The sequence below is a fragment of the Shewanella morhuae genome (genome assembly GCF_900156405.1).
Taxonomy (GTDB): domain Bacteria; phylum Pseudomonadota; class Gammaproteobacteria; order Enterobacterales; family Shewanellaceae; genus Shewanella; species Shewanella morhuae.
Genome location: NZ_FTNN01000012.1, coordinates 1 through 20,972, shown reverse-complemented (window position 1 = coordinate 20,972; position 20,972 = coordinate 1). Strand labels below are relative to the sequence as shown.

At 43.4% G+C, this 20,972-nt stretch carries 16 protein-coding genes; 10 read left to right on the top strand and 6 right to left on the bottom strand.

The window, feature by feature from the left end; genetic code table 11:
- Window positions 1–114 precede the first annotated feature (114 nt).
- Window positions 115–753 (top strand): TetR family transcriptional repressor PsrA, encoded by a 639-nt coding sequence (gene psrA / locus BW947_RS13755; protein WP_076500481.1) that lies wholly within the window; start codon window positions 115–117, stop codon window positions 751–753.
- A 15-nt stretch (window positions 754–768) separates the two neighbouring features.
- Window positions 769–3,048, top strand: a complete 2,280-nt coding sequence (locus tag BW947_RS13750; RefSeq protein ID WP_076500479.1) for an acyl-CoA dehydrogenase — start codon at window positions 769–771, stop codon at window positions 3,046–3,048.
- Window positions 3,049–3,226: 178 nt separating this feature from the next.
- On the opposite strand, the gene pyk is transcribed toward BW947_RS13750, so the two are convergent.
- A complete protein-coding gene (gene pyk / locus BW947_RS13745) occupies window positions 3,227–4,666 on the bottom strand; it encodes a pyruvate kinase (protein WP_076500477.1) in 1,440 nt (479 codons plus the stop codon).
- A gap of 185 nt (window positions 4,667–4,851) precedes the next feature.
- A complete protein-coding gene (locus tag BW947_RS13740; protein WP_006081563.1) occupies window positions 4,852–5,706 on the bottom strand; it encodes a MurR/RpiR family transcriptional regulator in 855 nt (284 codons plus the stop codon).
- Between the two features lie 310 nt (window positions 5,707–6,016).
- Here BW947_RS13740 and zwf point away from each other — a divergent pair, with 310 nt between their 5' ends.
- Genes zwf through BW947_RS13720 form a run of 4 tightly spaced genes read left to right on the top strand, consistent with a single transcriptional unit; the run spans window position 6,017 to window position 10,695 of the window.
- Window positions 6,017–7,489, top strand: coding sequence for a glucose-6-phosphate dehydrogenase (gene zwf / locus BW947_RS13735; protein WP_076500475.1), 1,473 nt, complete (start codon window positions 6,017–6,019; stop codon window positions 7,487–7,489).
- Between the two features lie 9 nt (window positions 7,490–7,498).
- Window positions 7,499–8,197, top strand: a complete 699-nt coding sequence (gene pgl, locus BW947_RS13730) for a 6-phosphogluconolactonase (RefSeq protein ID WP_076500473.1) — start codon at window positions 7,499–7,501, stop codon at window positions 8,195–8,197.
- Between the two features lie 9 nt (window positions 8,198–8,206).
- Window positions 8,207–10,033: a phosphogluconate dehydratase gene (gene edd / locus BW947_RS13725; RefSeq protein WP_076500471.1), complete on the top strand. Its 1,827-nt coding sequence runs from the start codon at window positions 8,207–8,209 to the stop codon at window positions 10,031–10,033.
- 20 nt (window positions 10,034–10,053) lie between these two features.
- Window positions 10,054–10,695: a bifunctional 4-hydroxy-2-oxoglutarate aldolase/2-dehydro-3-deoxy-phosphogluconate aldolase gene (locus BW947_RS13720; protein WP_076500470.1), complete on the top strand. Its 642-nt coding sequence runs from the start codon at window positions 10,054–10,056 to the stop codon at window positions 10,693–10,695.
- Between the two features lie 134 nt (window positions 10,696–10,829).
- On the opposite strand, the gene BW947_RS13715 is transcribed toward BW947_RS13720, so the two are convergent.
- The 3 genes from BW947_RS13715 to BW947_RS13705 form a co-directional block, all read right to left on the bottom strand.
- A complete protein-coding gene (locus BW947_RS13715; protein WP_076500469.1) occupies window positions 10,830–12,179 on the bottom strand; it encodes an anti-phage deoxyguanosine triphosphatase in 1,350 nt (449 codons plus the stop codon).
- 25 nt (window positions 12,180–12,204) lie between these two features.
- The gene (gene yfbR / locus BW947_RS13710) at window positions 12,205–12,792 is read right to left on the bottom strand and encodes a 5'-deoxynucleotidase (protein ID WP_076500468.1); all 588 of its coding nucleotides are present in this window, start codon (window positions 12,790–12,792) and stop codon (window positions 12,205–12,207) included.
- Window positions 12,793–13,009: 217 nt separating this feature from the next.
- Window positions 13,010–14,224 carry a pyridoxal phosphate-dependent aminotransferase gene (locus BW947_RS13705; RefSeq protein WP_076500466.1) on the bottom strand — a complete coding sequence of 405 codons (1,215 nt, stop codon included), beginning with the start codon at window positions 14,222–14,224 and terminating at the stop codon, window positions 13,010–13,012.
- A gap of 850 nt (window positions 14,225–15,074) precedes the next feature.
- On the opposite strand from BW947_RS13705, the gene BW947_RS13700 reads away from it, so the two are divergent.
- The 4 genes from BW947_RS13700 (at window position 15,075) to BW947_RS13685 (ending at window position 20,328) form a co-directional block, all read left to right on the top strand.
- Window positions 15,075–16,457, top strand: a complete 1,383-nt coding sequence (locus BW947_RS13700) for a Na+/H+ antiporter NhaC family protein (RefSeq protein ID WP_076500464.1) — start codon at window positions 15,075–15,077, stop codon at window positions 16,455–16,457.
- A 474-nt stretch (window positions 16,458–16,931) separates the two neighbouring features.
- Complete coding sequence (locus BW947_RS13695) at window positions 16,932–17,513, top strand: hypothetical protein (RefSeq protein WP_076500461.1); 582 nt, start codon at window positions 16,932–16,934, stop codon at window positions 17,511–17,513.
- Window positions 17,510–20,047, top strand: a complete 2,538-nt coding sequence (locus BW947_RS13690; RefSeq protein ID WP_076500458.1) for a site-specific integrase — start codon at window positions 17,510–17,512, stop codon at window positions 20,045–20,047. Before BW947_RS13695 ends, BW947_RS13690 begins: the two co-directional genes overlap by 4 nt.
- The gene (locus BW947_RS13685; protein WP_208606974.1) at window positions 20,017–20,328 is read left to right on the top strand and encodes a hypothetical protein; all 312 of its coding nucleotides are present in this window, start codon (window positions 20,017–20,019) and stop codon (window positions 20,326–20,328) included. Before BW947_RS13690 ends, BW947_RS13685 begins: the two co-directional genes overlap by 31 nt.
- 3 nt (window positions 20,329–20,331) lie before the next feature.
- On the opposite strand, the gene BW947_RS13680 is transcribed toward BW947_RS13685, so the two are convergent.
- Window positions 20,332–20,972 (bottom strand): IS3 family transposase (locus tag BW947_RS13680; RefSeq protein WP_076500456.1); only part of this gene is annotated, 641 nt, incomplete at its 5' end.

Here is a 20,972-nt window from a genome sequence, read left to right as displayed (position 1 = left end):
TTCGCACAGGCCGAATACAAATTAGAAAAGGGTGGGTTTACCTAATTTTAGTTTGACATCCGTAGTGGCAATGTTTAATTTAAACGAGTGTTTAAATTATTTCAAGGTCACGGAATGGCAAGTCGATCTGATACAAAAACTAGAATACTTGATGCAGCAGAAAAGTTGTTTGCTGAACGGGGTTTTTCTGAAACGTCCTTGCGACTTATCACCAGCAAGGCGGAAGTGAATTTAGCATCGGTCAACTATCACTTTGGTTCTAAAAAAGAGTTGATCCGTGCTGTATTAGCACGTTATTTAGACGTGTTCATGCCAGCGGCTTCTAACCAAGTAAACCAGCTAAATACTGCCCCAACAAAAGCGACTCTGGAAGAAATCCTCTCTTCATTGGTCGATCCACTATTGGATTTAAACGCATTACGTGCTGGAGGTACCAGTATATTCCTGCAGCTTTTGGGCCGTGGTTATATTGAAAGCCAAGGGCATTTACGTTGGTTTATTACCACCCACTATGGCCAGCATCTCGATGCTTTTATTAAAGCTGTTTCAGCCAGTGCACCACATATTCCCCCCGCAGAAATGTTTTGGCGTTTACACTTTACCCTAGGCACGATTGTATTCACTATGGCATCTGCTGATGCTTTAAATGATATTGCTGCGGCTGAATTTGGTGAACATAATGATATTGAAGCAGTCATTCGTAAAGTCATCCCCTACATGGCGGCTGGTATATCAGTCCCGGTAAATTCTTAACAAAAGGTATTGATTATGTTAACGATTATAATTATTGCCCTGGTTGCCATTATCGTATTGTTGGCGGTAAAAAATATCCGGATGCAGTTGGTTACGCGCCCAGTATTTAGTTTTTTTAAAAAAGTCTTGCCGCCGTTATCTGATACCGAGCGTGAGGCGATGGAAGCTGGTGATGTCTGGTGGGAGGGCGAGTTATTTCGCGGAAATCCAAACTGGAATACCTTACACAGTTACGGTAAACCAACGCTAAGTGCTGAAGAGAAAGATTTTATCGATAATCAAGTCATGACAGCGCTGACGATGATTGATGATTTCGACATAGTGCATAACCGTAAAGATTTACCGCCAGAATTATGGGAGTACTTCAAAAAAGAAGGTTTCTTCGCACTGATTATCCCGAAAAAATTTGGTGGTAAAGCCTTCTCTGCATACGCTAACTCGACAATTGTCAGTAAATTAGCCAGTCGTAGTGTCAGTGCGGCGGTCACTGTTATGGTACCAAACTCATTAGGTCCTGGTGAGTTGCTGACCCACTATGGTACGAATGAGCAAAAAGATCGTTGGTTACCGGCTTTAGCTAAAGGCGATGAAATTCCTTGTTTTGCATTAACTGGCCCAGAAGCGGGCAGTGATGCTGGTGCAATTCCTGATATTGGTATTGTGTGTCGTGAAATGTTTAACGGCGAAGAAATGCTCGGGCTCAAACTCACATGGGATAAGCGCTACATTACGCTGGCTCCTGTGGCAACAGTTTTGGGATTGGCTTTCCAGATGCGCGATCCTGAAGGCTTGCTTGGTGATAAAAAGAACTTAGGCATTACCTGTGCGTTGATCCCAACGGATCATCCTGGCGTTATTATTGGCCGTCGTCATAATCCATTGGGTATGGCATTTATGAACGGTACCACTCAAGGTAAAGATGTGTTTATTCCGCTGGATTGGATTATCGGCGGCCCTGAGTTTGCTGGTAAAGGCTGGCGTATGCTGGTTGAGTGCCTATCCGCCGGTCGCGGTATTTCCCTTCCCGCATTGGCAACGGCCTCTGGCCACATGGCAATGAAAACCACCACAGCTTATAGCTATGTGCGTCATCAGTTTGGTATGGCGATTGGTCAATTTGAAGGGGTGCAAGAAGCGCTGGCGCGCATTATTGCTAACACTTATCAATTAGAAGCCGCGCGTCGGTTAACCACCACAGGCATTGATCTTAAGGTTAAACCTTCAGTTGTCACCGCGATTGCTAAGTATCATATGACCGAATTGGGCCGTTCAGTGATGAACGATGCCATGGATATTCAATCGGGTAAGGGTATTCAATTAGGACCTAAAAACTATTTAGGCCATCCTTATATGTCAAACCCGATTTCGATTACTGTAGAAGGGGCAAATATTTTAACTCGCTCCTTGATGATTTTTGGCCAAGGCGCAACGCGTTGTCATCCTTATGTACTTGCTGAAATGGAAGCAGCAGCAATGGAAAATCAACATGAAGCACTAGAGCGCTTTGATGCGCTATTAATGGGCCATATGGGTTATGCGACTCGCAATGCCTTTAGTGCATTATTTAATGCGCTGACAGGGAGTCGTTTTGGTAGTGCGCCAGTGAGCGGCGAAACGAAGCAGTATTATAAAGATATGACGCGCATCTCATCTGCATTAGCGGTAATGACGGATTTATCCATGTTGATCATGGGCGGCGATTTAAAACGTAAAGAAATGATTTCTGCTCGTATGGGTGATGTACTGAGTCAGTTGTATTTAGGCTCAGCGACCTTAAAGTTATTTGAGGATAATGGTCGTCAACAGGATGACTTACCTGCGGTACGTTATGTCATGGCTAACCGTTTACATTTAGCGGCTAAAGCGCTCGAAGATACAATACGTAATTTCCCAAGCCGTCCGGTCGCTTGGTTATTGCGTGGTTTAATCTTCCCGTTAGGTAATCACTTCAATGCACCGACGGATAAAATGGCAACTGACTTAGTCGGTGGCATGTTAAAACCAGGGCCCGCTCGTGACCGTATTACCTTTCTGTGTCCTGAGTTTGAAGGGGATAAGGGCGGAATTGCTGAAGTAGAGCAAGCGTTTATTGCTCAATATGCCTGTAAAGACATCTACAAAAAACTTAAAAAAGCGCAACGTGCTCGTGAGTTGCCAGTAAAAGTGCCTAATATTATGCTGTTCGCAGCCGCATTAGAAAAAGGCCTGATTACTGCTGATGAAGCGCAAAAACTGCAGCATGCAGATAAATTGCGCTTAGCTGCCATAAATGTGAATGATTTCGAAGCGCTATAGTGATCACATTTACCCTCTAGTCCAAGCGGTTTGATTAAGCCGTTTGGACTTCTCTTTGGAATAAGAGTGCAGAGCGTAAAAGTAGACATAAAAAAACCACCTTTATAAGGTGGTTTTTTATTGGCTTTTGTTTCTAACGAGCTTTCGTCGTTAGAAACAAGGTAAGCGGCTTATGCAATTAAGCAACGATCAACACTTTACTGGTGTTAGTGCCGCCAATTGTTTCCATTGAGTCGCCTTTGGTCATCAGTACCATATCACCACTATTCAAATAACCTGCTGCAGTCAATGCTTCTAACGCTTTTTTCGCTAGCTCATCGGCTGGGTAGATAGTTGAATCGAAATAGATAGGTAATACACCGCGATACAATGCCATTTTGGCCAGAGTCGTCGGATGACGTGATAACCCGAGAATAGGCAGTGAAGAACTAATACGTGACATTAATTGTGCAGTAGCGCCCGATTCCGTCAGTGCAATAATCGCCTTAACGCCTTCAAGGTGGTTCGCCGCATACATAGTCGATAATGCAATGGTTTCTTCAACTGAAGTGAAACGCACATCAAGTCTATGTTTAGATACAATCACACTTGGGTGAGCTTCAGCACCAATACAAACACTTGCCATGGCCTTTACGGTTTCTTCTGGGGAGTCACCGGCTGCTGTTTCGGCAGATAACATCACCGCATCGGTGCCATCAAGTACAGCGTTTGCCACGTCCATTACTTCGGCGCGGGTTGGCATTGGACTTGAAATCATCGATTCCATCATCTGCGTTGCAGTGATGACGACTTTATTCAATTGGCGTGAGCGAGCGATAAGTTTCTTTTGTACCGCTACGAGCGCAGCATCACCAATCTCAACACCTAAGTCACCACGGGCAACCATAACAACATCAGAGGCTAAGATGACATCATCCATAGCGGCATCCGTTGCAACGGCTTCAGCACGTTCAACTTTAGCAACGATCAAGGCGTTACAACCAGCTTGGCGGGCAAGATCACGAGCGTAATCTAAATCAGCACCACTGCGAGGGAAAGACACGGCTAAATAATCCACTTGAATCAATGCAGCAGTCAGAATATCTGCTTTGTCTTTTTCGGTCAGCGCAGCAGCAGAGAGCCCACCGCCTTGCTTGTTAATACCTTTGTTGTTAGATAAAGGACCCGCCACAGTGACAGTGGTATGTACTTTACGGCCTTCAACACGCTCAACGCGTAATTGAACACGGCCGTCATCTAGCATCAAGATATCGCCGATTTTAACATCGTCAGGTAACTGCTTGTAATCGATACCGACTTGCGTCTCGTCGCCTTCACCTTTTGCAAGCTCTGCATCAAGCACGTAGGCTTGTCCTAATACGAGTTGTACTTTTTTATTATCTTTGAAAGTAGAAACGCGGATTTTAGGGCCTTGTAAGTCACCAAGAATAGCCACATGAACGCCTAACTCTTTAGCGATTTCGCGCGCTTGAGTTGCTCGTTTTAAGTGATCTTCTGGGGAACCGTGGGAAAAGTTAAGACGTACAACGTTTGCGCCTGCCGCAATAATGCGACGTAGGTTATCATCACGATCTGTGGCGGGACCTAGAGTGGTGACGATTTTGGTTCTGCGGAACATAAGATACTCCGTTAAAGTTAAAAAAATCTTGGGGCTATATTACCATGCTATTGCAGATTTTGTAGTAAAGTTACAATCAAATTGATCTTAAGTTATGTATGAAATTTGTGAGGTATCGCTGATATTTGTACGATTAATGGCTAGGTTAACGGGTAACACTAGCCATATTTAGAAAGGGAAGCGAATTACAGTATCGGATCTTTATTGATACGCGACTCTTTTAACACTTCCTTCACACGTTTCAAATTATCGCGGAACCGTGGGCCTCGACGTAAGGTAAAGCCCGTAGCCAATACATCTATAGTCACCAATTGGGCTAAACGCGAGGCCATCGGTAAATACATGTCGGTATCTTCTGGTACTTCCATCGTAACAGGCAGGGTACATTCCATCGATAAGGGTGAATTGCGCGCGGTAATACCAATAACAGCCGCACCGTTTTCTCTTGCTAAACGTGCTATTTCAATCAATGACTTAGTACGACCAGTATGTGATATTAGCACGACAACATCGCCTTCATTGCTGTTGATGCAGCTCATACGTTGCATAAGAACATCGTCAAAACAGATAACAGGCACGTTGAAACGGAAGAATTTATTTTGTGCATCATGGGCGACAGAAGCGGAGGCTCCTAAGCCAAAAAAGGAAATTGTTTTAGCTTGAGTGAGAATATCAACCGCTTTATTGATGGCTGAAATATCTAAGCTTTGGCGGGCAGTATCGAGTGAAGCCATTGATGATTCGAATATTTTTGTCGTATAAGACTCTGTCGAATCATCCTCCTCAACGTGACGGCTCACATAAGGTGTACCGTTCGCAAGACTTTGTGCTAGATGTAACTTAAAATCAGGGAAGCCTTTAGTATCTAAGCGACGGCAGAAACGGTTCACTGTAGGTTCACTAACATCTGCCATTTTAGCGAGTGTAGCGATGCTGGAATGTATAGCTGTTTGTGGTGATGCTAAGATCACCTCTGCAACCTTGCGTTCTGACTTACTAAAATGGGTGAGGCTTTTTTGAACCTTTTCTAGGGTATTCATACGCATATGTCCGCTAAATTGAGAATGTAATTTTATTTTAGTTGTTTAGTAGGGCTGATCACAGTTGATCACCCCACTCATTAATTTTATGTAGTAACTTTTAGTAAAAATGTGCAACAAGACTTTACTACCATCAGTAATTTAAGCACAAAAAGCATATCAGATTTATAGGCTAAGTGCCTAGTTAGCTAGAATGTTAATATTGATAAAATTTGATGCATTTAACAAATTCTGTTGTTATATTACAACAAAAGTGTGGATTTCTTCATCGACATGAAGGGACACAGCATACAAAGGAGATCGTAACGCAATGGGCAAAACAACATCAAGCGCCAAAGCTTGTGACTTCGTACTCTTTGGTACTAAAGGCGATTTGGCACGACGCAAGTTGTTACCTTCTTTATACCAGCTAGATAAAGCTGAACTTCTCGATAAAGATACGAAAGTGATCGGTGTCGCGAAAGACGAGTTTACTCAAGATGAGTTTATCGAATTAGTCACGCTTGCATTAAACACTTTCGTGAAAGAGCCTTTGTGTGACGAGACTCTGCAACGTTTCCTGTCCCGCTGCCATTATATAGGCACTAATTTCACTGATTCTACTGGTTACAGTGCGTTTCATGATTTGCTCAAACCAGAAGAGCGCGTCATGGTCAGCTACTTTGCCACGCCGCCATCGATATTTGGTGACATCTGCCGTTGTTTGCATGAACAAGATCTTATTCATCCAGACTCACGAGTCGTGCTCGAAAAGCCCATTGGCTCAGATTTAGAATCTTCTCACGTCATCAATGATCAAGTTTCGGCCTACTTCAAAGAACGTCAGGTTTACCGTATTGACCATTACTTAGGTAAAGAAACCGTACAAAACTTGATTGCGCTGCGTTTTGCCAACTCGCTATTTGCCTCCAAGTGGGATAACCGCACGATTGACCACGTCCAGATCACCGTTGCTGAAGAAGTGGGGATTGAAGGCCGTTGGGGATATTTCGACAAAGCTGGCCAAATGCGCGACATGATCCAAAACCATTTGTTACAAGTGTTGACACTGGTTGCCATGGATCCACCCGTTAACTTAGACGCCGACAGCATTCGTGATGAAAAAGTGAAAGTACTTAAATCACTGCGGCCGATCAATTCTGACAATGTGTATGAAAATACCGTACGCGGTCAGTATAGTGCAGGCTTCTTAAAGGGCAGCCCTGTACCGGGTTATCTTGAAGAAGAAGGCGCTAACACTCAGTCGAACACTGAAACTTTCGTGGCGATTCGTGTGGATATCGATAACTGGCGCTGGGCTGGCGTGCCTTTCTATTTGCGTAGCGGTAAACGTATGCCGTTCAAGAGCTCTGAAATCGTGGTGTATTTCAAAAATCCACCGCATAACCTCTATCGCTCAAGCTACCGTAATCTGCCACCAAACAAGCTAACGATCCGTTTGCAGCCCCATGAAGGGGTTGAAATTCAGATGATGAATAAAGTACCGGGTCTGGAGCAAAAACAACGTCTACAAACCACCAAACTCGATTTGAGCTTCTCTGATACCTTTAAAAATGAGCGTATCGCTGACGCCTATGAGCGATTATTACTTGAAGCTATGCTGGGTAATCAAGCGCTATTTGTACGCCGCGATGAAGTTGAGCAAGCATGGACTTGGGTTGATGGCATTATCCAGTCGTGGGAGCAAAGCAATGAAAAGCCAAAACCTTATCCAGCAGGTACGTGGGGACCGGTTGCATCGGTTGCCTTGATCACGAAAGACGGCCGTTCGTGGGACGAGTAGGAGGCTTTAATGATTAAAGAAACCGTATTTAAATCTTTCGATACGCCAAGTGCGTTAGAACAACAGCTGGCAAATAGAATTGCCAGCCAGTTACAAGAGGCGGTTGATGCCCGCGGGAAAGCCAGTTTGGTGGTTTCCGGCGGTTCAACACCGCTTAACTTATTTCAACTACTGAGCATGAAGTCCATTGATTGGAGTGATGTTTACATTACTCTTGCCGATGAGCGCTGGGTTGAAGCCGACGCCGATGCTTCTAATGAACGTTTGGTGCGAGAGCATTTATTACAAAACCGTGCAGCGAATGCCAAATTTCGTGGTTTGAAAAATATGTTCTCGACCGCAGAGGCCGGCGCCGATATGGCCGCTGAATCTTTGTCTAATTTCCCACGTCCTTTTGATGTGGTGGTATTAGGTATGGGTAACGATGGTCATACTTGTTCGTGGTTCCCCTGTAGCGCTGAGCTTGATAATGCGCTAACAACTCAAGCTCTGTGCGTGGCGACTAACCCTACCACAGCGCCCCATGGCAGGATCACGCTTTCAAAGAGCGCAATCTTGAACAGCAGACAAATTTATCTGCACTTGGTCGGGGAACAGAAACTATCCGTATATCGTCAAGCGTTAGAAAGTGACGATGTTCATGCCATGCCCATTAGAGCCATATTAGCGCAGCGTAAAACGCCCGTTGATGTGTTCTGGAGCGCTTAAGGAGCCAAAATGCACTCAGTAGTTCAAGCTGTTACCGACAGAATTGTTGCCCGTAGCAAAGCATCTCGCGAAGGTTATTTAGCCGCATTAAATGATGCACGCAATAATGGTGTACACCGTAGTTCGTTAAGCTGTGGCAATTTAGCCCATGGTTTTGCTGCCTGTAACCCAGATGATAAAAATGCCTTACGCCAATTGACCAAAGCCAATATTGGCATTGTTACCGCGTTCAACGATATGTTGTCAGCGCATCAACCCTACGAGCACTACCCTGAGTTGCTGAAAAAAGCGTGTCAGGAAGTCGGTAGTGTTGCTCAAGTTGCGGCCGGTGTGCCAGCAATGTGTGATGGTGTGACTCAAGGTCAACTCGGTATGGAGCTGAGCTTACTGAGCCGCGAAGTCATCGCCATGGCAACGGCAGTGGGCTTGTCTCACAATATGTTTGATGGTGCTTTACTGCTCGGGATTTGCGATAAAATTGTACCTGGCTTGCTTATTGGTGCGCTAAGTTTTGGTCACTTACCTATGCTATTCGTACCAGCAGGACCGATGAAATCAGGTATCCCGAATAAAGAAAAAGCGCGCATTCGTCAGCAATTTGCCCAAGGAAAAGTAGATCGCGCGCAGTTACTTGAAGCGGAATCTCAGTCATACCATAGTGCGGGTACATGTACTTTTTACGGTACTGCCAACTCGAATCAACTGATGCTTGAAGTCATGGGTCTACAGTTACCGGGTTCTTCTTTTGTTAATCCAGACGATCCACTGCGTGAAGCCTTAAATAAAATGGCGGCTAAGCAAGTATGCCGTTTAACCGAAATGGGCACGCAATATACTCCAATCGGTGAAGTGGTCAGTGAGAAGTCAGTGGTTAACGGCATTGTGGCGCTGTTAGCGACAGGTGGTTCAACTAACTTGACCATGCACATTGTTGCCGCAGCGCGCGCTGCCGGTATTATTGTGAACTGGGATGATTTTTCTGAATTATCCGATGCAGTGCCATTAGTGGCACGCGTTTATCCAAATGGTCATGCCGATATTAACCATTTCCATGCAGCAGGCGGTATGGCTTATTTGGTCAAAGAATTACTTGATGCGGGTCTCTTACATGAGGATGTAAATACTGTTGCAGGCTTTGGTTTGCACCGTTATACCCAAGAACCAAGATTACTTGATGGTGAACTGCGCTGGGTTGATGGGCCAACGGAAAGTTTAGATAAAGAAGTATTAACCTCTGTGTCTACGCCTTTCCAAGCCAATGGCGGCTTGAAATTATTAAAAGGTAACTTAGGCCGTGCGGTGATTAAAGTGTCTGCGGTACAAGCGCAGCACAGAATCGTCGAGGCGCCCGCTGTGGTGATTGACGATCAAAACAAACTCGATGCTTTGTTCCAATCAGGCAGCTTAGATAGAGATTGTGTGGTGGTGGTTAAGGGCCAAGGTCCAAAAGCCAACGGCATGCCAGAACTGCATAAGTTAACCCCATTATTGGGCACGCTTCAGGACAAAGGCTTTAAAGTGGCGCTACTGACAGATGGTCGTATGTCTGGCGCTTCGGGTAAAGTCCCTGCGGCGATTCACTTGACGCCGGAAGCCCTAGATGGCGGCTTAATTGCCAAAATCCAAGATGGCGACTTGATCCGTGTTGATGCGCTAACCGGCGAGCTAAGCCTGCTCGTACCTGAGGCTGAACTAGCTAGCAGAACTGCGGGTATCGTTGATTTACATCACTCTCGTTATGGTATGGGCCGTGAATTATTTAGTGCACTACGTTCAAATCTAAGCAGTCCTGAAACTGGTGCGCGTTGTACTAATGCCATCGATGAACTTTATTAATACAAAGGAAGAATAACGTAATGCTTGAGAATAACTGGTCACTACAACCACAAGATATTTTTAAACGCAGCCCGATTGTTCCTGTGATGGTGATTAACAAAATTGAACATGCGGTGCCATTAGCACGAGCACTGGTTGCCGGTGGTATTAGTGTGTTAGAAGTGACACTGCGTACGCCTTGTGCACTTGAGGCTATCACTAAAATTGCCAAAGAAGTGCCTGAGGCGTTAGTGGGTGCAGGGACGATTTTAAATAAAGCCCAACTTGATCAAGCTGTTGCTGCTGGCGCACAGTTTATTATCACCCCAGGTGCAACGGTTGAACTGCTTAAAGCGGGTATGGATGGCCCTGTACCATTAATTCCTGGTGTTGCGAGTATTTCTGAAGTGATGACGGGTATGGCGCTCGGTTACACTCATTTTAAATTCTTCCCAGCTGAAGCCTCTGGCGGTGTGGATGCACTAAAAGCTTTTTCTGGTCCGTTAGCAGATATTCGCTTCTGCCCAACAGGCGGCATTACCCCAAGCAGCTATAAAGATTACTTAGCGCTAAAAAATGTTGATTGTATTGGTGGCAGCTGGATTGCGCCAACTGATGCAATGGAGCATGGTGATTGGGATCGGATCACTCAGCTTTGTAAAGAAGCCATCGGCGCTTTATAAGACGAGTTTTAAATTAAGATGAAACAAAAAACCACCGCAAGGTGGTTTTTTTCATCTGTTGCATTTAATTTTACGAGTATGTTTTTTAAGTATTTCTGCAGTAATAGGTAAAGTTCGTTAGTACAAATATTGGCTTACATTTCTTTGCTAAGCTCAACATTCGAGCCTGCTCTTGGGCTAAATAACTGCTGATACAGCCTTCCCGCAAACTCATCCGTCATCCCTGAAATATAGTCCGCGAGTATCCTATGGCTGTTCAAGCCTTTTTGCTCGCTTTCACGCCAGCGCTCTTGCGTGTTCAGCGGCAATAAACGCTCAGGATCAGAAGCAAAGGCCTCAAATAATCCCATCACGATTTGTTGGCCTTTATATTCAAGCATTTGAATTTCAGGTTTACGGATAACGTATTTATAAACCAACTGCTTAAGCACATTAAGCGCCATGGCAAAATCGGGCTCTAGGGTTGCATTAAAGCGTAGTAACGGCGTCTCAAAAGCCTCATCTTCAGTAATCACAATCGCGGTAACAAAGCCATTAACCAGTGTACCAATGGCATCTTTACGCAGATGGTGCTCGTGGGAAAATAGCTTATTACCAATATCGGCCAGCTCTTGTTTTATCCAAGTATCAGCACTGTGAGTGAGTGTTGGCGCCACATCTTGTTGCCATTGCGATGCTGTTACTATGCCCATCACAATCGCATCTTCAAGATCGTGCACCGCATAGGCGATATCATCGGCCAGCTCCATAATAGAGCAATCGAAGGATTTAAACTGGGTCCGTAAATGCGGATAGTGGTGCAGAGCTGGGTGTGAGCTTTGTTGAGCTGAGGTAAATCGGTGGCAATCTTGCTCTGATAGAGGTTCAAGCACCCAAGCAAAGATGTCGCTATCGTCGTCGAAAATGCCCTTAACAGGCGGCCATTGTGACGGCTTGAGCTGTCTATGGTTGGTGATTTCACTATGTTCACCCGCAACAAATAGTTGTGAATGCGGTGCAGGGTATTTCAAAATTCCGAGCATGGTACGCCTGCATAAATTCATGCCGAAATCTAAGGTGTAGGGTTCTAGTTTAGATAAAATGCGAAAGGTTTGGCCATTGCCTTCAAAACCGCCGTGGTCGCGCATCATGTAATTTAAGGCTACTTCGCCGCCATGACCAAAAGGCGGATGACCAATATCGTGCGCCAAGCACAGCGACTCGAGTAAGCTCATAGAGCACAGTAGCTGTTTATGTTGTGGATATTTACGTCTGAGCTGGGCGGCGATACCCGTACCAATTTGCGAGACTTCAAGGGAGTGGGTTAACCGAGTACGATAAAAATCATTCATGCCAACGCCGAGCACTTGGGTCTTAGCCTGCAGGCGCCTAAAAGCAGCAGAGTGTAAAATGCGCGCTCTATCGCGTTGATAGGGCGTGCGATGATCAAAACGCCTCTGTTTATCTTCACCATGGCGGCGTTCTTGCCAAACATTTGGAGTCATATGCATTCCTAGCGAGAGTGAAAAATCAAAGCATCTTGTTAATTTCATCTAAATTAAGCGTGAAACTGGGCACAAAGCAATTCATAAAATAGCTGACTGCTGGATCGGGATTAGTGGCCAGCATATTTTCGAGACGCTTACGGGCAGTATTAAACTCACTGTTACCGGCGCGATTCTCTTCTAAGCACTTAAGATAAGCGCACAGAGTATCGGCGGATTTAACGAGGGTCTTGTATATAGGATCTGCATAATCACTGATAAATAGGCTGCGATAATCCTCTTTAAATTCTTCTGGCACCATGTCTAACATGCGTTGTTCGGCAATCGCCTCAATCTTTTTATACTCGGCTTCGATTTCTTTATTGAAGTATTTGACTGGCGTTGGCAAGTCACCGGTGAGGATTTCACTGGCATCGTGGAAAATGGCTAGACTTGTGGCTTGATGTGGGTCGAGCGCTGTACCAAATTTTTTATTGCTGATGATAACTAACGCATGGGCCACCATAGCAACTTGCAGCGAGTGTTCTTGGACGTTTTCGGTGCGAACGTTGTACATTAAAGGCCAGCGTTGGATAAGCTTCATTCGAGCTAAATGAGCAAATAAGTGACTCATGTTTTTCCTTCTAATGAGTAAAGTGGGGCAGTGACCTTCAATTGAAAACAGTTCACATAAAATGGCAGGTGTACCCAAGTGAATGATTAGATTATCACAGCCTTGGATGACAAGTGAGCAGATAGGCGCAGGATTTAATGAAAAGAGATAAAAATAAAGCGATCCATAGGATCGCTTTATTGGGTTCATAATTGCTCAGCAATAATACCGAACTGAACTACTGTCGGTAGGTCTCAAGAAAAGTACCAAATTCGGTCAATGCCTTGTTGAGATCTTCCTTGTAGGGTAAAAATACCACTCGTAAATGATCCGGCTCAGGCCAATTAAAGGCTGTACCATGCACCAATAGGATTTTTTTCTCTCTGAGTAAATCCAGCACTAAGCGCTCATCATCCCGTAGATTAAATTTTTTCATATCTAATTTTGGAAAAGCATACAACGCGCCTTTAGGCTTTTTCACGCTGACACCGGGGATTTGATTTAATAGCTCATAACAAGCATCACGCTGAATGGTTAAGCGGCCATTAGGTAGAATAAGTTCATTAATACTCTGATAGCCACCGAGCGCCGTTTGAATTGCATGTTGATTGGGTACGTTCGCACATAGACGCATCGAGGAAAGCATCTCTAAGCCTTCAATATAACTTTTAGCTGCCTTAAGGTTACCTGACAACATCATCCAACCGACCCGAAAGCCCGCCGCGCGATAAGCCTTTGATAAACCATTAAAGGTTACGGTTAAAATATCGTCCGACAGGCCAGCAGCAGGAACATGCTGAGCTTCGTCATATAAAATTTTATCGTAGATTTCATCGGCAAATAAAATCAGGCTGTGTTCACGACAAAGCTCGACGACTTGCAGCAGTAGTTCTTTGCTGTAAACCGCACCTGTTGGATTATTGGGGTTAATTAATACAATACCGCGGGTACGTGATGAAATTTTGCTTTTGATGTCATTGAGATCGGGAAACCAGTCTGCTTCTTCATCGCAACGATAATGTACCGCTTTGCCACCGGCAAGATTGGCCGCAGCCGTCCACAATGGATAGTCTGGTGAAGGGATTAAAATCTCATCATCGGTATTAAGCAGCCCTTGCATTGCCATCATAATGAGTTCAGAAACCCCATTACCGATATAGATATCTTCGATATCGACCCCAAAAATTCCTTGTGCTTGATAATGCTGCACAATGGCCTTACGGGCAGAGAATAATCCTTTTGATTCGCAGTAGCCTTGGGCGCTGGGTAAATTGAGTATTACATCACGGACAATCTCTTCTGGCGCTTCAAAACCAAAAGGCGCGGGATTACCAATGTTGAGCTTGAGTATTCTGTGGCCTTCATCTTCTAAACGTCTGGCTTCCTTGTGCACTGGGCCGCGTATGTCGTAGCAAACGCTATCCAGCTTGTTGGATTTAATGATAGGGCGCATTTACACCTCGGAACATGCAAAAAAATTAGCTTAAGTTAGCGCACCATAACGAAATTTCGGTTTAGATGAAAGAGGGAGGATGCACAGAATTAGACTTTATTTATGAAAACAGCTTAGTTAAATATGCTTTAACAGTCGATTAATGAAATAAGAACAAGTTTTATGTTCTGACTTTAGTGTTAATTTGAGTGGTTTTAGCTGTGTTGTATGGCTAAATAAACAGGCTGTATGCATTTCAGGGCTAAAGGTAAGTCAAATAGTGAATGTTCCGATGGAGCTAATGGGATAGTCAGGCTAACTCATCACTCTTTATTTTGTGGCTGAGGTGAAAACGTTAAATCTAAGAACTTACATTTTTATCCATTATTTTTTATCCATCATAGTGTGGCGGTGCTGGATATATATAAGTGTATTTTAGTGAATGCTTAATGGTTGATTTTTAACCTCGAATTTTTGATAAGTTACACTTCTGCAACATTATACGAGCTAAACCACATCTAGTGATAAATAGGCATATTAATTGAATGCTTATTAAATGCGGAGGAACATAATTACTTAAGTTGAAAATGAGTTAAAGTTATTTTAAATCAATACGTTGTAATGGTTTTTCGCGGTGGACAATAAATTTATTTTTGATCAAATTAAATTTAAGGTTGACTCAGTATTCGATGCGCTTTATTTTCTGCGCGATGTTTTTGGCAAGGCACCTTAGATAGCAAGCAATTAGCGGGTTTTATCTGCAGGGTTAGTCATCATGAAGCAGCTATATTAGCGTTTGAATTGTGTTGATTCTAAGCGTTATTCTAAAACCATTTGCCTTTTTGGCGATTAATTTAGAGGACCTAAGTGCATGTCTGAACCGACAGCGTTAAGTCTCATCCCACCTTTGGTGGTATTGGTGTTAGCTATTTGGTTACGCCGTCCCATTTTATCTCTGATCATAGGTGCGGTAACCGGTTTCCTGTTACTCGATCCCAGTCAAGTATTAAACAATTTTGCCAAAGTGTCATTGCAAGTCATGACCGATGAAACCATAGGGTGGTTAATTCTGGTGTGTGGTGGTTTTGGTGCGCTCATTGCACTTTTGGTCCGCACTGGCGGCGCATTAGCGTTTGGCCGTAATGCACTTAAATTTGCCAAGGGACCTAAATCATCTCTATTGATGACGTTTATTCTTGGGATTGTGATTTTTATCGATGATTATCTTAATGCGCTCACCGTGGGTGAAACCATGAAGCGTGTTACCGATAAGTTTAAAGTATCCCGTGAAATGCTTGCCTACGTGGTTGATTCTACTGCCGCACCCGTGTGCGTATTAGTACCGTTATCGACTTGGGCGGTATTTTTCGGTGGATTATTGGTAGACAACGGTGTTGCCGCCGAAGGCCAGGGTATTGCCGTTTATATGCAAGCAATTCCTTATATGCTGTATGCTTGGCTAGCAGTGGCGATGGTATTGCTTGTTGTATTAGGCATAGTACCAGCCATTGGGCCGATGAAAACGGCGCAGCTACGCGCGGTACAAGGCAAGCCAGCGCACGCGCAAGTCGATTTCGACCAAGTACAAACCTCAGATGAGTATGCGGTTAAAGCGATAGAGGAAGAGTTTAAAAATGCCGATAGCCAAGGGCAGCTACATAACTTCTTAGTGCCAATTTGTTTACTGGTCGCCTTTACGGTTTATTTTGATATTGACGTGTGGAAAGGGCTGCTTGCAACACTGGTTATCACCATCCCTTATTATGCGTTGCAGCGCTTGATGCCGTTATCCGAGATGATGGATCAGATGATTGACGGCTTTAAAAGCATGTTACCGGCAATTAGCACGGTCATTGCGGCATTTGTGTTTAAGGATGTGTGCGATCAGCTATTACTGCCGCAATACGTAATTGAATCACTTAGTCCGTTTATGACGCCTAAATTACTGCCAGCGGTAGTATTTTTATCGATGGCTATTCTTGCATTTGCCACTGGTTCTAGCTGGGGTATATTTGCGGTGACCATTCCCATTGTGATGCCATTAGCGCAATCGGTTGGGGCAGATATCCCGTTAGTGATTGGCGCTTTACTCTCTGCGTCATCATTTGGTAGCCAAGCATGTTTCTACTCAGATTCAACCGTATTAGCCGCTCAAGGCTCAGGTTGTAATTTAGTGAGCCATGCAGTGACTCAACTACCGTATGCACTCATCGCTGCTGTACTGGCGTTTATTGGCTTTATCGTTATAGCGTAAACTCGGTCACTGCTAGCATAAAAACCAGCTTCGGCTGGTTTTTTTATTGCTAAATCAACTCCCTAATAACACAGCTTAAGCTGATTAGATTTCGCTTTTAGGTATAAAAAATAGTCTTGTACAAATAATGAGGGATTAGATATTCATAAAATGGTAGATAATTTTTTAGATTTTAGAGGGGTTTTGTAGAATTGATTATATTTAAATAGGATTTTGTAGAAATGGTACACCCGAGTGGGCTCGAACCACCGACCCCTACCATGTCAAGACGTTAGTATTCATTAATTAGATAAAAGCCAATTTAGCATTATTAACATAACTATATGTTTTATAGAGATCAATATAAATCCAAACTCACTTCTCTAGGTGTTTTGGCGTATTTTTAAGCATTTATTTACTTGATTTTGGCACACTTTAGGCACAACCTGTAAATGTCATTTTTGACCACTATTCCATCGCAGGGTAGGTTTGCAGATGAATCATCAAGTTGAAATCATACGACGTGAATTGGAAAAGCTTCTTGAAGGTGTTCAACTAGAGAGGGTCGATTTGAAGTTCATCAGTCTTGATAAAGATGTGGAGGAATTTGCTAAGAGCTTTAATTTAATCAGCGCATTGAAGCCAAGTTCAGATGATTCATTCGAATCACCAGTTACCATTTTACTCGATGCCTATCAGTCCCCATTTTTGGTTTGTAAAACCGAAGCAGGACATTATCGGGTGTTATCAGGTTTATTAACTTTTCAGAAGTTATACAAGGCCAAATATGCCAAAAATGGGGATTCAACCGTCCCTTGTTTAGTCCTGTCTCGAAGACCCAAGGCGCAACTGAGACGATTAATTTTAATGAACGATGTAGTGAGGCCGCTGTTAAAAGAATTTGTGGATATTAGCGCCGATACCATTAACTATACATTGCCCCATTTGTTTACGAGTGTAGATCAGCCATCAGTATTTTTTTCCCCCGAATGGCAGTCATTATTCCCGTCGATTAAAACAAAGACTGAACTATGTCGATGGCTACATATCAGTACTAAATCGGTGAAGTTAAAATGACAATACTTGAACAAAAAGTTCTAAAACACATAGAAGGCTATTGTAAGATAAACGCTATAGAGATCGATTCCGATGCCATTTTAGCTGATCTCCATGAGTTTCTAGAACGGGTCAATGCGCCTGATGATCTGAGTGCTTTTTCCCAACTAATCGGGTTAATTACCCGTGTGAATAATGTTTCTACTGAAGTAGCGAATTTTATTCAAAAAATGTTGTGTCTTGCGCCTTACATTTATAATGCCTTCCACGCACACCAAATGGTAGTCAACGATTTATCAATAAACAAAGAGTTTTATCGAAACACGTATCGTAAGGGATGGTGTCATGAACGCCCATTTTATGTGCTTTTGATCTGTTCTTGGAAATATAAAGTTGATTACCATTCCTGTGCGTTACTTGCCGCCTTCATCAAGCAGTATTTTGATACCCTTGACTCGCTGACTGATCCTGAACTTGCCACTAAAACGACATCAAGAGAAGAGGAGGCATGCAGTAATTTTCGATTAATGATGGAATTTGGACATAAGACGTTCGACGCTAGTCGAGTACACATTTTGAATTCTCATCTTGATAGCCCAGAATCAATAGCAGCTAATCTCGATAGCATTTTTGCTGGAAAATATAGCAAACTTAATATTTATCCGACGTCCCATGTTAGAGTTCTGCGCCATTTTTTTCGCAATAGTTGGTGTCCCGCCATTAGCCGTACTCGTGGACATGGCGATAAAGATAGAGGACCCAAGAGATATGGAGATCCGGTTACCGACCCCATAGTGGGGACTGATGATGGTTTATCTGCGATATTGCCACAAGATAATATGATTCCAGATAGCGAAGGTCTGGACGAAGATGATTTCTACCCGTCGCAATCATTTGTGATGGCTAATGCTGATATGTCGGAAAAGCGAGACAGAACGGCGTTGCTTGACGTTGCAATTAATTTTAATCCAATGGTTAAGCACCGGACTGAAATTGATGTTACTAGCCGAGTAAGACGATCTCATAACATCGGCATGCAAAATACTCAGTTATTGATGCCTGCCGAACTCTACCTGCTCGCTAAAAAATTATTGGTTTATGGCCGTCGCGGATCAACTCGAGAAACCGCAATAATTCTATGGACTATGCTGATTCTCAGTAAATCGGTTTCAGAGGTCAAAAATCTGTGTGTGTTTCGTGCTTTGTCATCTAAAAAACAAGGTCTTTATATCGATCCTAGCGGAAATGGATGGTGGTGTTTTCCTCTATCGCACTCAACAGGACCTCGTCTGAACCAAATAGGGCTAAGAAAAACGGTTGAAGATGTCTTTACTGCGTGTCCAAACTTTTTGGTTAAATTAATCACCATTCACATGGGAGCACGTTTAGTCGGCAATCTTATTGAGGACGTTGACGTTGAAAAAATTGAGTCTAAATTGGCCCAAAAGCTGGCGAAAATTTCTGACAACTCCGGTGGTGGGCGTTTAAGTCTTAAAAGATTAACCAACTTTGTATGCAATTACATCAACTCTACAAATGTGATAGATCCCATTTATATCGATTTTAGTTATGCAGTTAATATGTATACAACTCGAGTCGCCCGCAGTTATTCAAGTGTTCGAGATCAAAAACGCTGTGAGCAGTTATTGCATTTTTGGAACGATGTTGAAAAGGGGATCTCCGTTTACAGTGGTAACCCACTTACAGTCAGCTTATTTGAGTTGAGATACAGGCAGCAAGACGAGCAATATTTGGGCTCGACATTTACTCCTACACAAGCCACTATTCAGCAATTGATAATCCATTTGTCTTTGCAAACAAAGGCGTTATTCCCAACACCTCAACACAGGTTAGAGGATATTTTAGCCTATCATAATGCATTTGTAGCTTACACTGCATGGATGTTGCTGTTTGGTACCGGCTATCGTGCGGCTTGGAATCCATTACCTACCTTGGCTTTGTTTCTACCTTCTTTTAATTTGATGGGAATAAGCGACAAAGACGATAGCGACTTTACTCATTCACGTATTGTCGCAATCCCATCAGTGTTAACGGCTCAATTAGTCGAATATCGAAGGCACCTTAGCTGTTTGCGCGGATTGTTGCGGCTATTAATGCCACAATTATGCAGCGAACTAGATAATATAATCGATGTTGATCGGCAAGTATTAAGCTATGACAATTTACAAGCCTCAGCTTGGTATACAAAGATAAGAAACTCCCGAAGTCAACATGGTCCATTTTTTTTCTTTCAAAAGCAAAAGTCAGGAATTGTTACCCGCAGCTTGTCTCCTTCACAATTAATTAGCGTACTAAAGGAAAAAAACTCTATACCAGCCAATGCAGGTCGTCACTGGTTAAAAAGTAGTTTATTAGATCAAGGAGTCGATCCTGAGTTAATCAACTTTCAAATGGGTCATTGGCAAGCTGGTGAAGTACCAATAGGAAATTACTCAGCGTTAAGCCATATCGAAGCCATTAATGAATTAGTGCCTATCTTAGATAAGTTATTCAGGGAGGTAGGATGGCAACCACTAAAGTCAGTGCTTTCATAATCCAGCTATCAAAAGAGGGGAAGCTACATCCATTATACATAGAATGCCGCACCGCATTTTTAAACAGCATATCGCCATCAATTGCTGTAAAAAATAAAAAGTCAGAAAAAATTGAAAACGAATTTTTTGCATCCTATCACAATCTGCTCGGGCATCTAAAAAAGGAGATTAAACTTTCTGATAACGCTTTTTTACCAGAAGAGTTAGAAAACGTGCTTGCCGCATTGAAGCCTGAAGTGCTAAGCAAACAAGCACAACTTCTCATACTGCAATCTATGTAGTGGTCAACTAAATTTGGCCACGGCTTTAGAATCTTCCCAAAATCTTCGCTCTGATTCATTTGGGCTTAATCCTGCATTATAATGATGTGGCCTGACTTGGCTGTAATAGCCAATAATATAATTAGTCACATCCTGTTTAGCTTCAACAAAACTCTTATAGCCTTGCGTTGGCACCCATTCTGTTTTTAAACTCCTGAAAAATCGCTCCATTGGCGCATTATCCCAGCAGTTACCTCGACGACTCATGCTCTGGGTGATTTGATATTTCCACAGCCGTTGACGGTATTTAAGGCTAGTGTAATGGCTGCCTTGGTCTGAGTGAAATATCAGGTTTTTAGGCTTACTCCGTGATTCAAATGCCATTTCCAGTGCTTTCACCGTTAACTCAGTATCTGGTGAAAATGACATTGCCCAACCCACCGCTTTTCTCGAAAATAAGTCCAGCACAACCGCTAAATAACACCAGCGATTACCCGCCCAAATGTAAGTGACATCGCCACACCAGACGGTGTTTGGTTCAACCACTGCAAATTGTCGTTCGAGTATATTGGGGATAGCGACATGCTCCTTCCCTGCCTTCTTGTAGTGATGTTTCGGTTGTTGGCAACTGACTAATCCTAGCTTTTTCATTAGCTTAGTTGCCC

Coding starts and splice junctions, on each gene's coding strand:
- BW947_RS13695 (WP_076500461.1), top strand. CDS start 16,932: ATGAATCATCAAGTTGAAATCATACGACGTGAATTGGAAAAGCTTCTT.
- BW947_RS13700 (WP_076500464.1), top strand. CDS start 15,075: ATGTCTGAACCGACAGCGTTAAGTCTCATCCCACCTTTGGTGGTATTG.
- edd (WP_076500471.1), top strand. CDS start 8,207: ATGCACTCAGTAGTTCAAGCTGTTACCGACAGAATTGTTGCCCGTAGC.
- pgl (WP_076500473.1), top strand. CDS start 7,499: ATGATTAAAGAAACCGTATTTAAATCTTTCGATACGCCAAGTGCGTTA.
- zwf (WP_076500475.1), top strand. CDS start 6,017: ATGGGCAAAACAACATCAAGCGCCAAAGCTTGTGACTTCGTACTCTTT.
- BW947_RS13720 (WP_076500470.1), top strand. CDS start 10,054: ATGCTTGAGAATAACTGGTCACTACAACCACAAGATATTTTTAAACGC.
- pyk (WP_076500477.1), bottom strand. CDS start 4,666: ATGTTCCGCAGAACCAAAATCGTCACCACTCTAGGTCCCGCCACAGAT.
- BW947_RS13690 (WP_076500458.1), top strand. CDS start 17,510: ATGACAATACTTGAACAAAAAGTTCTAAAACACATAGAAGGCTATTGT.
- BW947_RS13705 (WP_076500466.1), bottom strand. CDS start 14,224: ATGCGCCCTATCATTAAATCCAACAAGCTGGATAGCGTTTGCTACGAC.
- BW947_RS13685 (WP_208606974.1), top strand. CDS start 20,017: ATGGCAACCACTAAAGTCAGTGCTTTCATAATCCAGCTATCAAAAGAG.
- BW947_RS13715 (WP_076500469.1), bottom strand. CDS start 12,179: ATGACTCCAAATGTTTGGCAAGAACGCCGCCATGGTGAAGATAAACAG.
- BW947_RS13750 (WP_076500479.1), top strand. CDS start 769: ATGTTAACGATTATAATTATTGCCCTGGTTGCCATTATCGTATTGTTG.
- BW947_RS13740 (WP_006081563.1), bottom strand. CDS start 5,706: ATGAATACCCTAGAAAAGGTTCAAAAAAGCCTCACCCATTTTAGTAAG.
- psrA (WP_076500481.1), top strand. CDS start 115: ATGGCAAGTCGATCTGATACAAAAACTAGAATACTTGATGCAGCAGAA.
- yfbR (WP_076500468.1), bottom strand. CDS start 12,792: ATGAGTCACTTATTTGCTCATTTAGCTCGAATGAAGCTTATCCAACGC.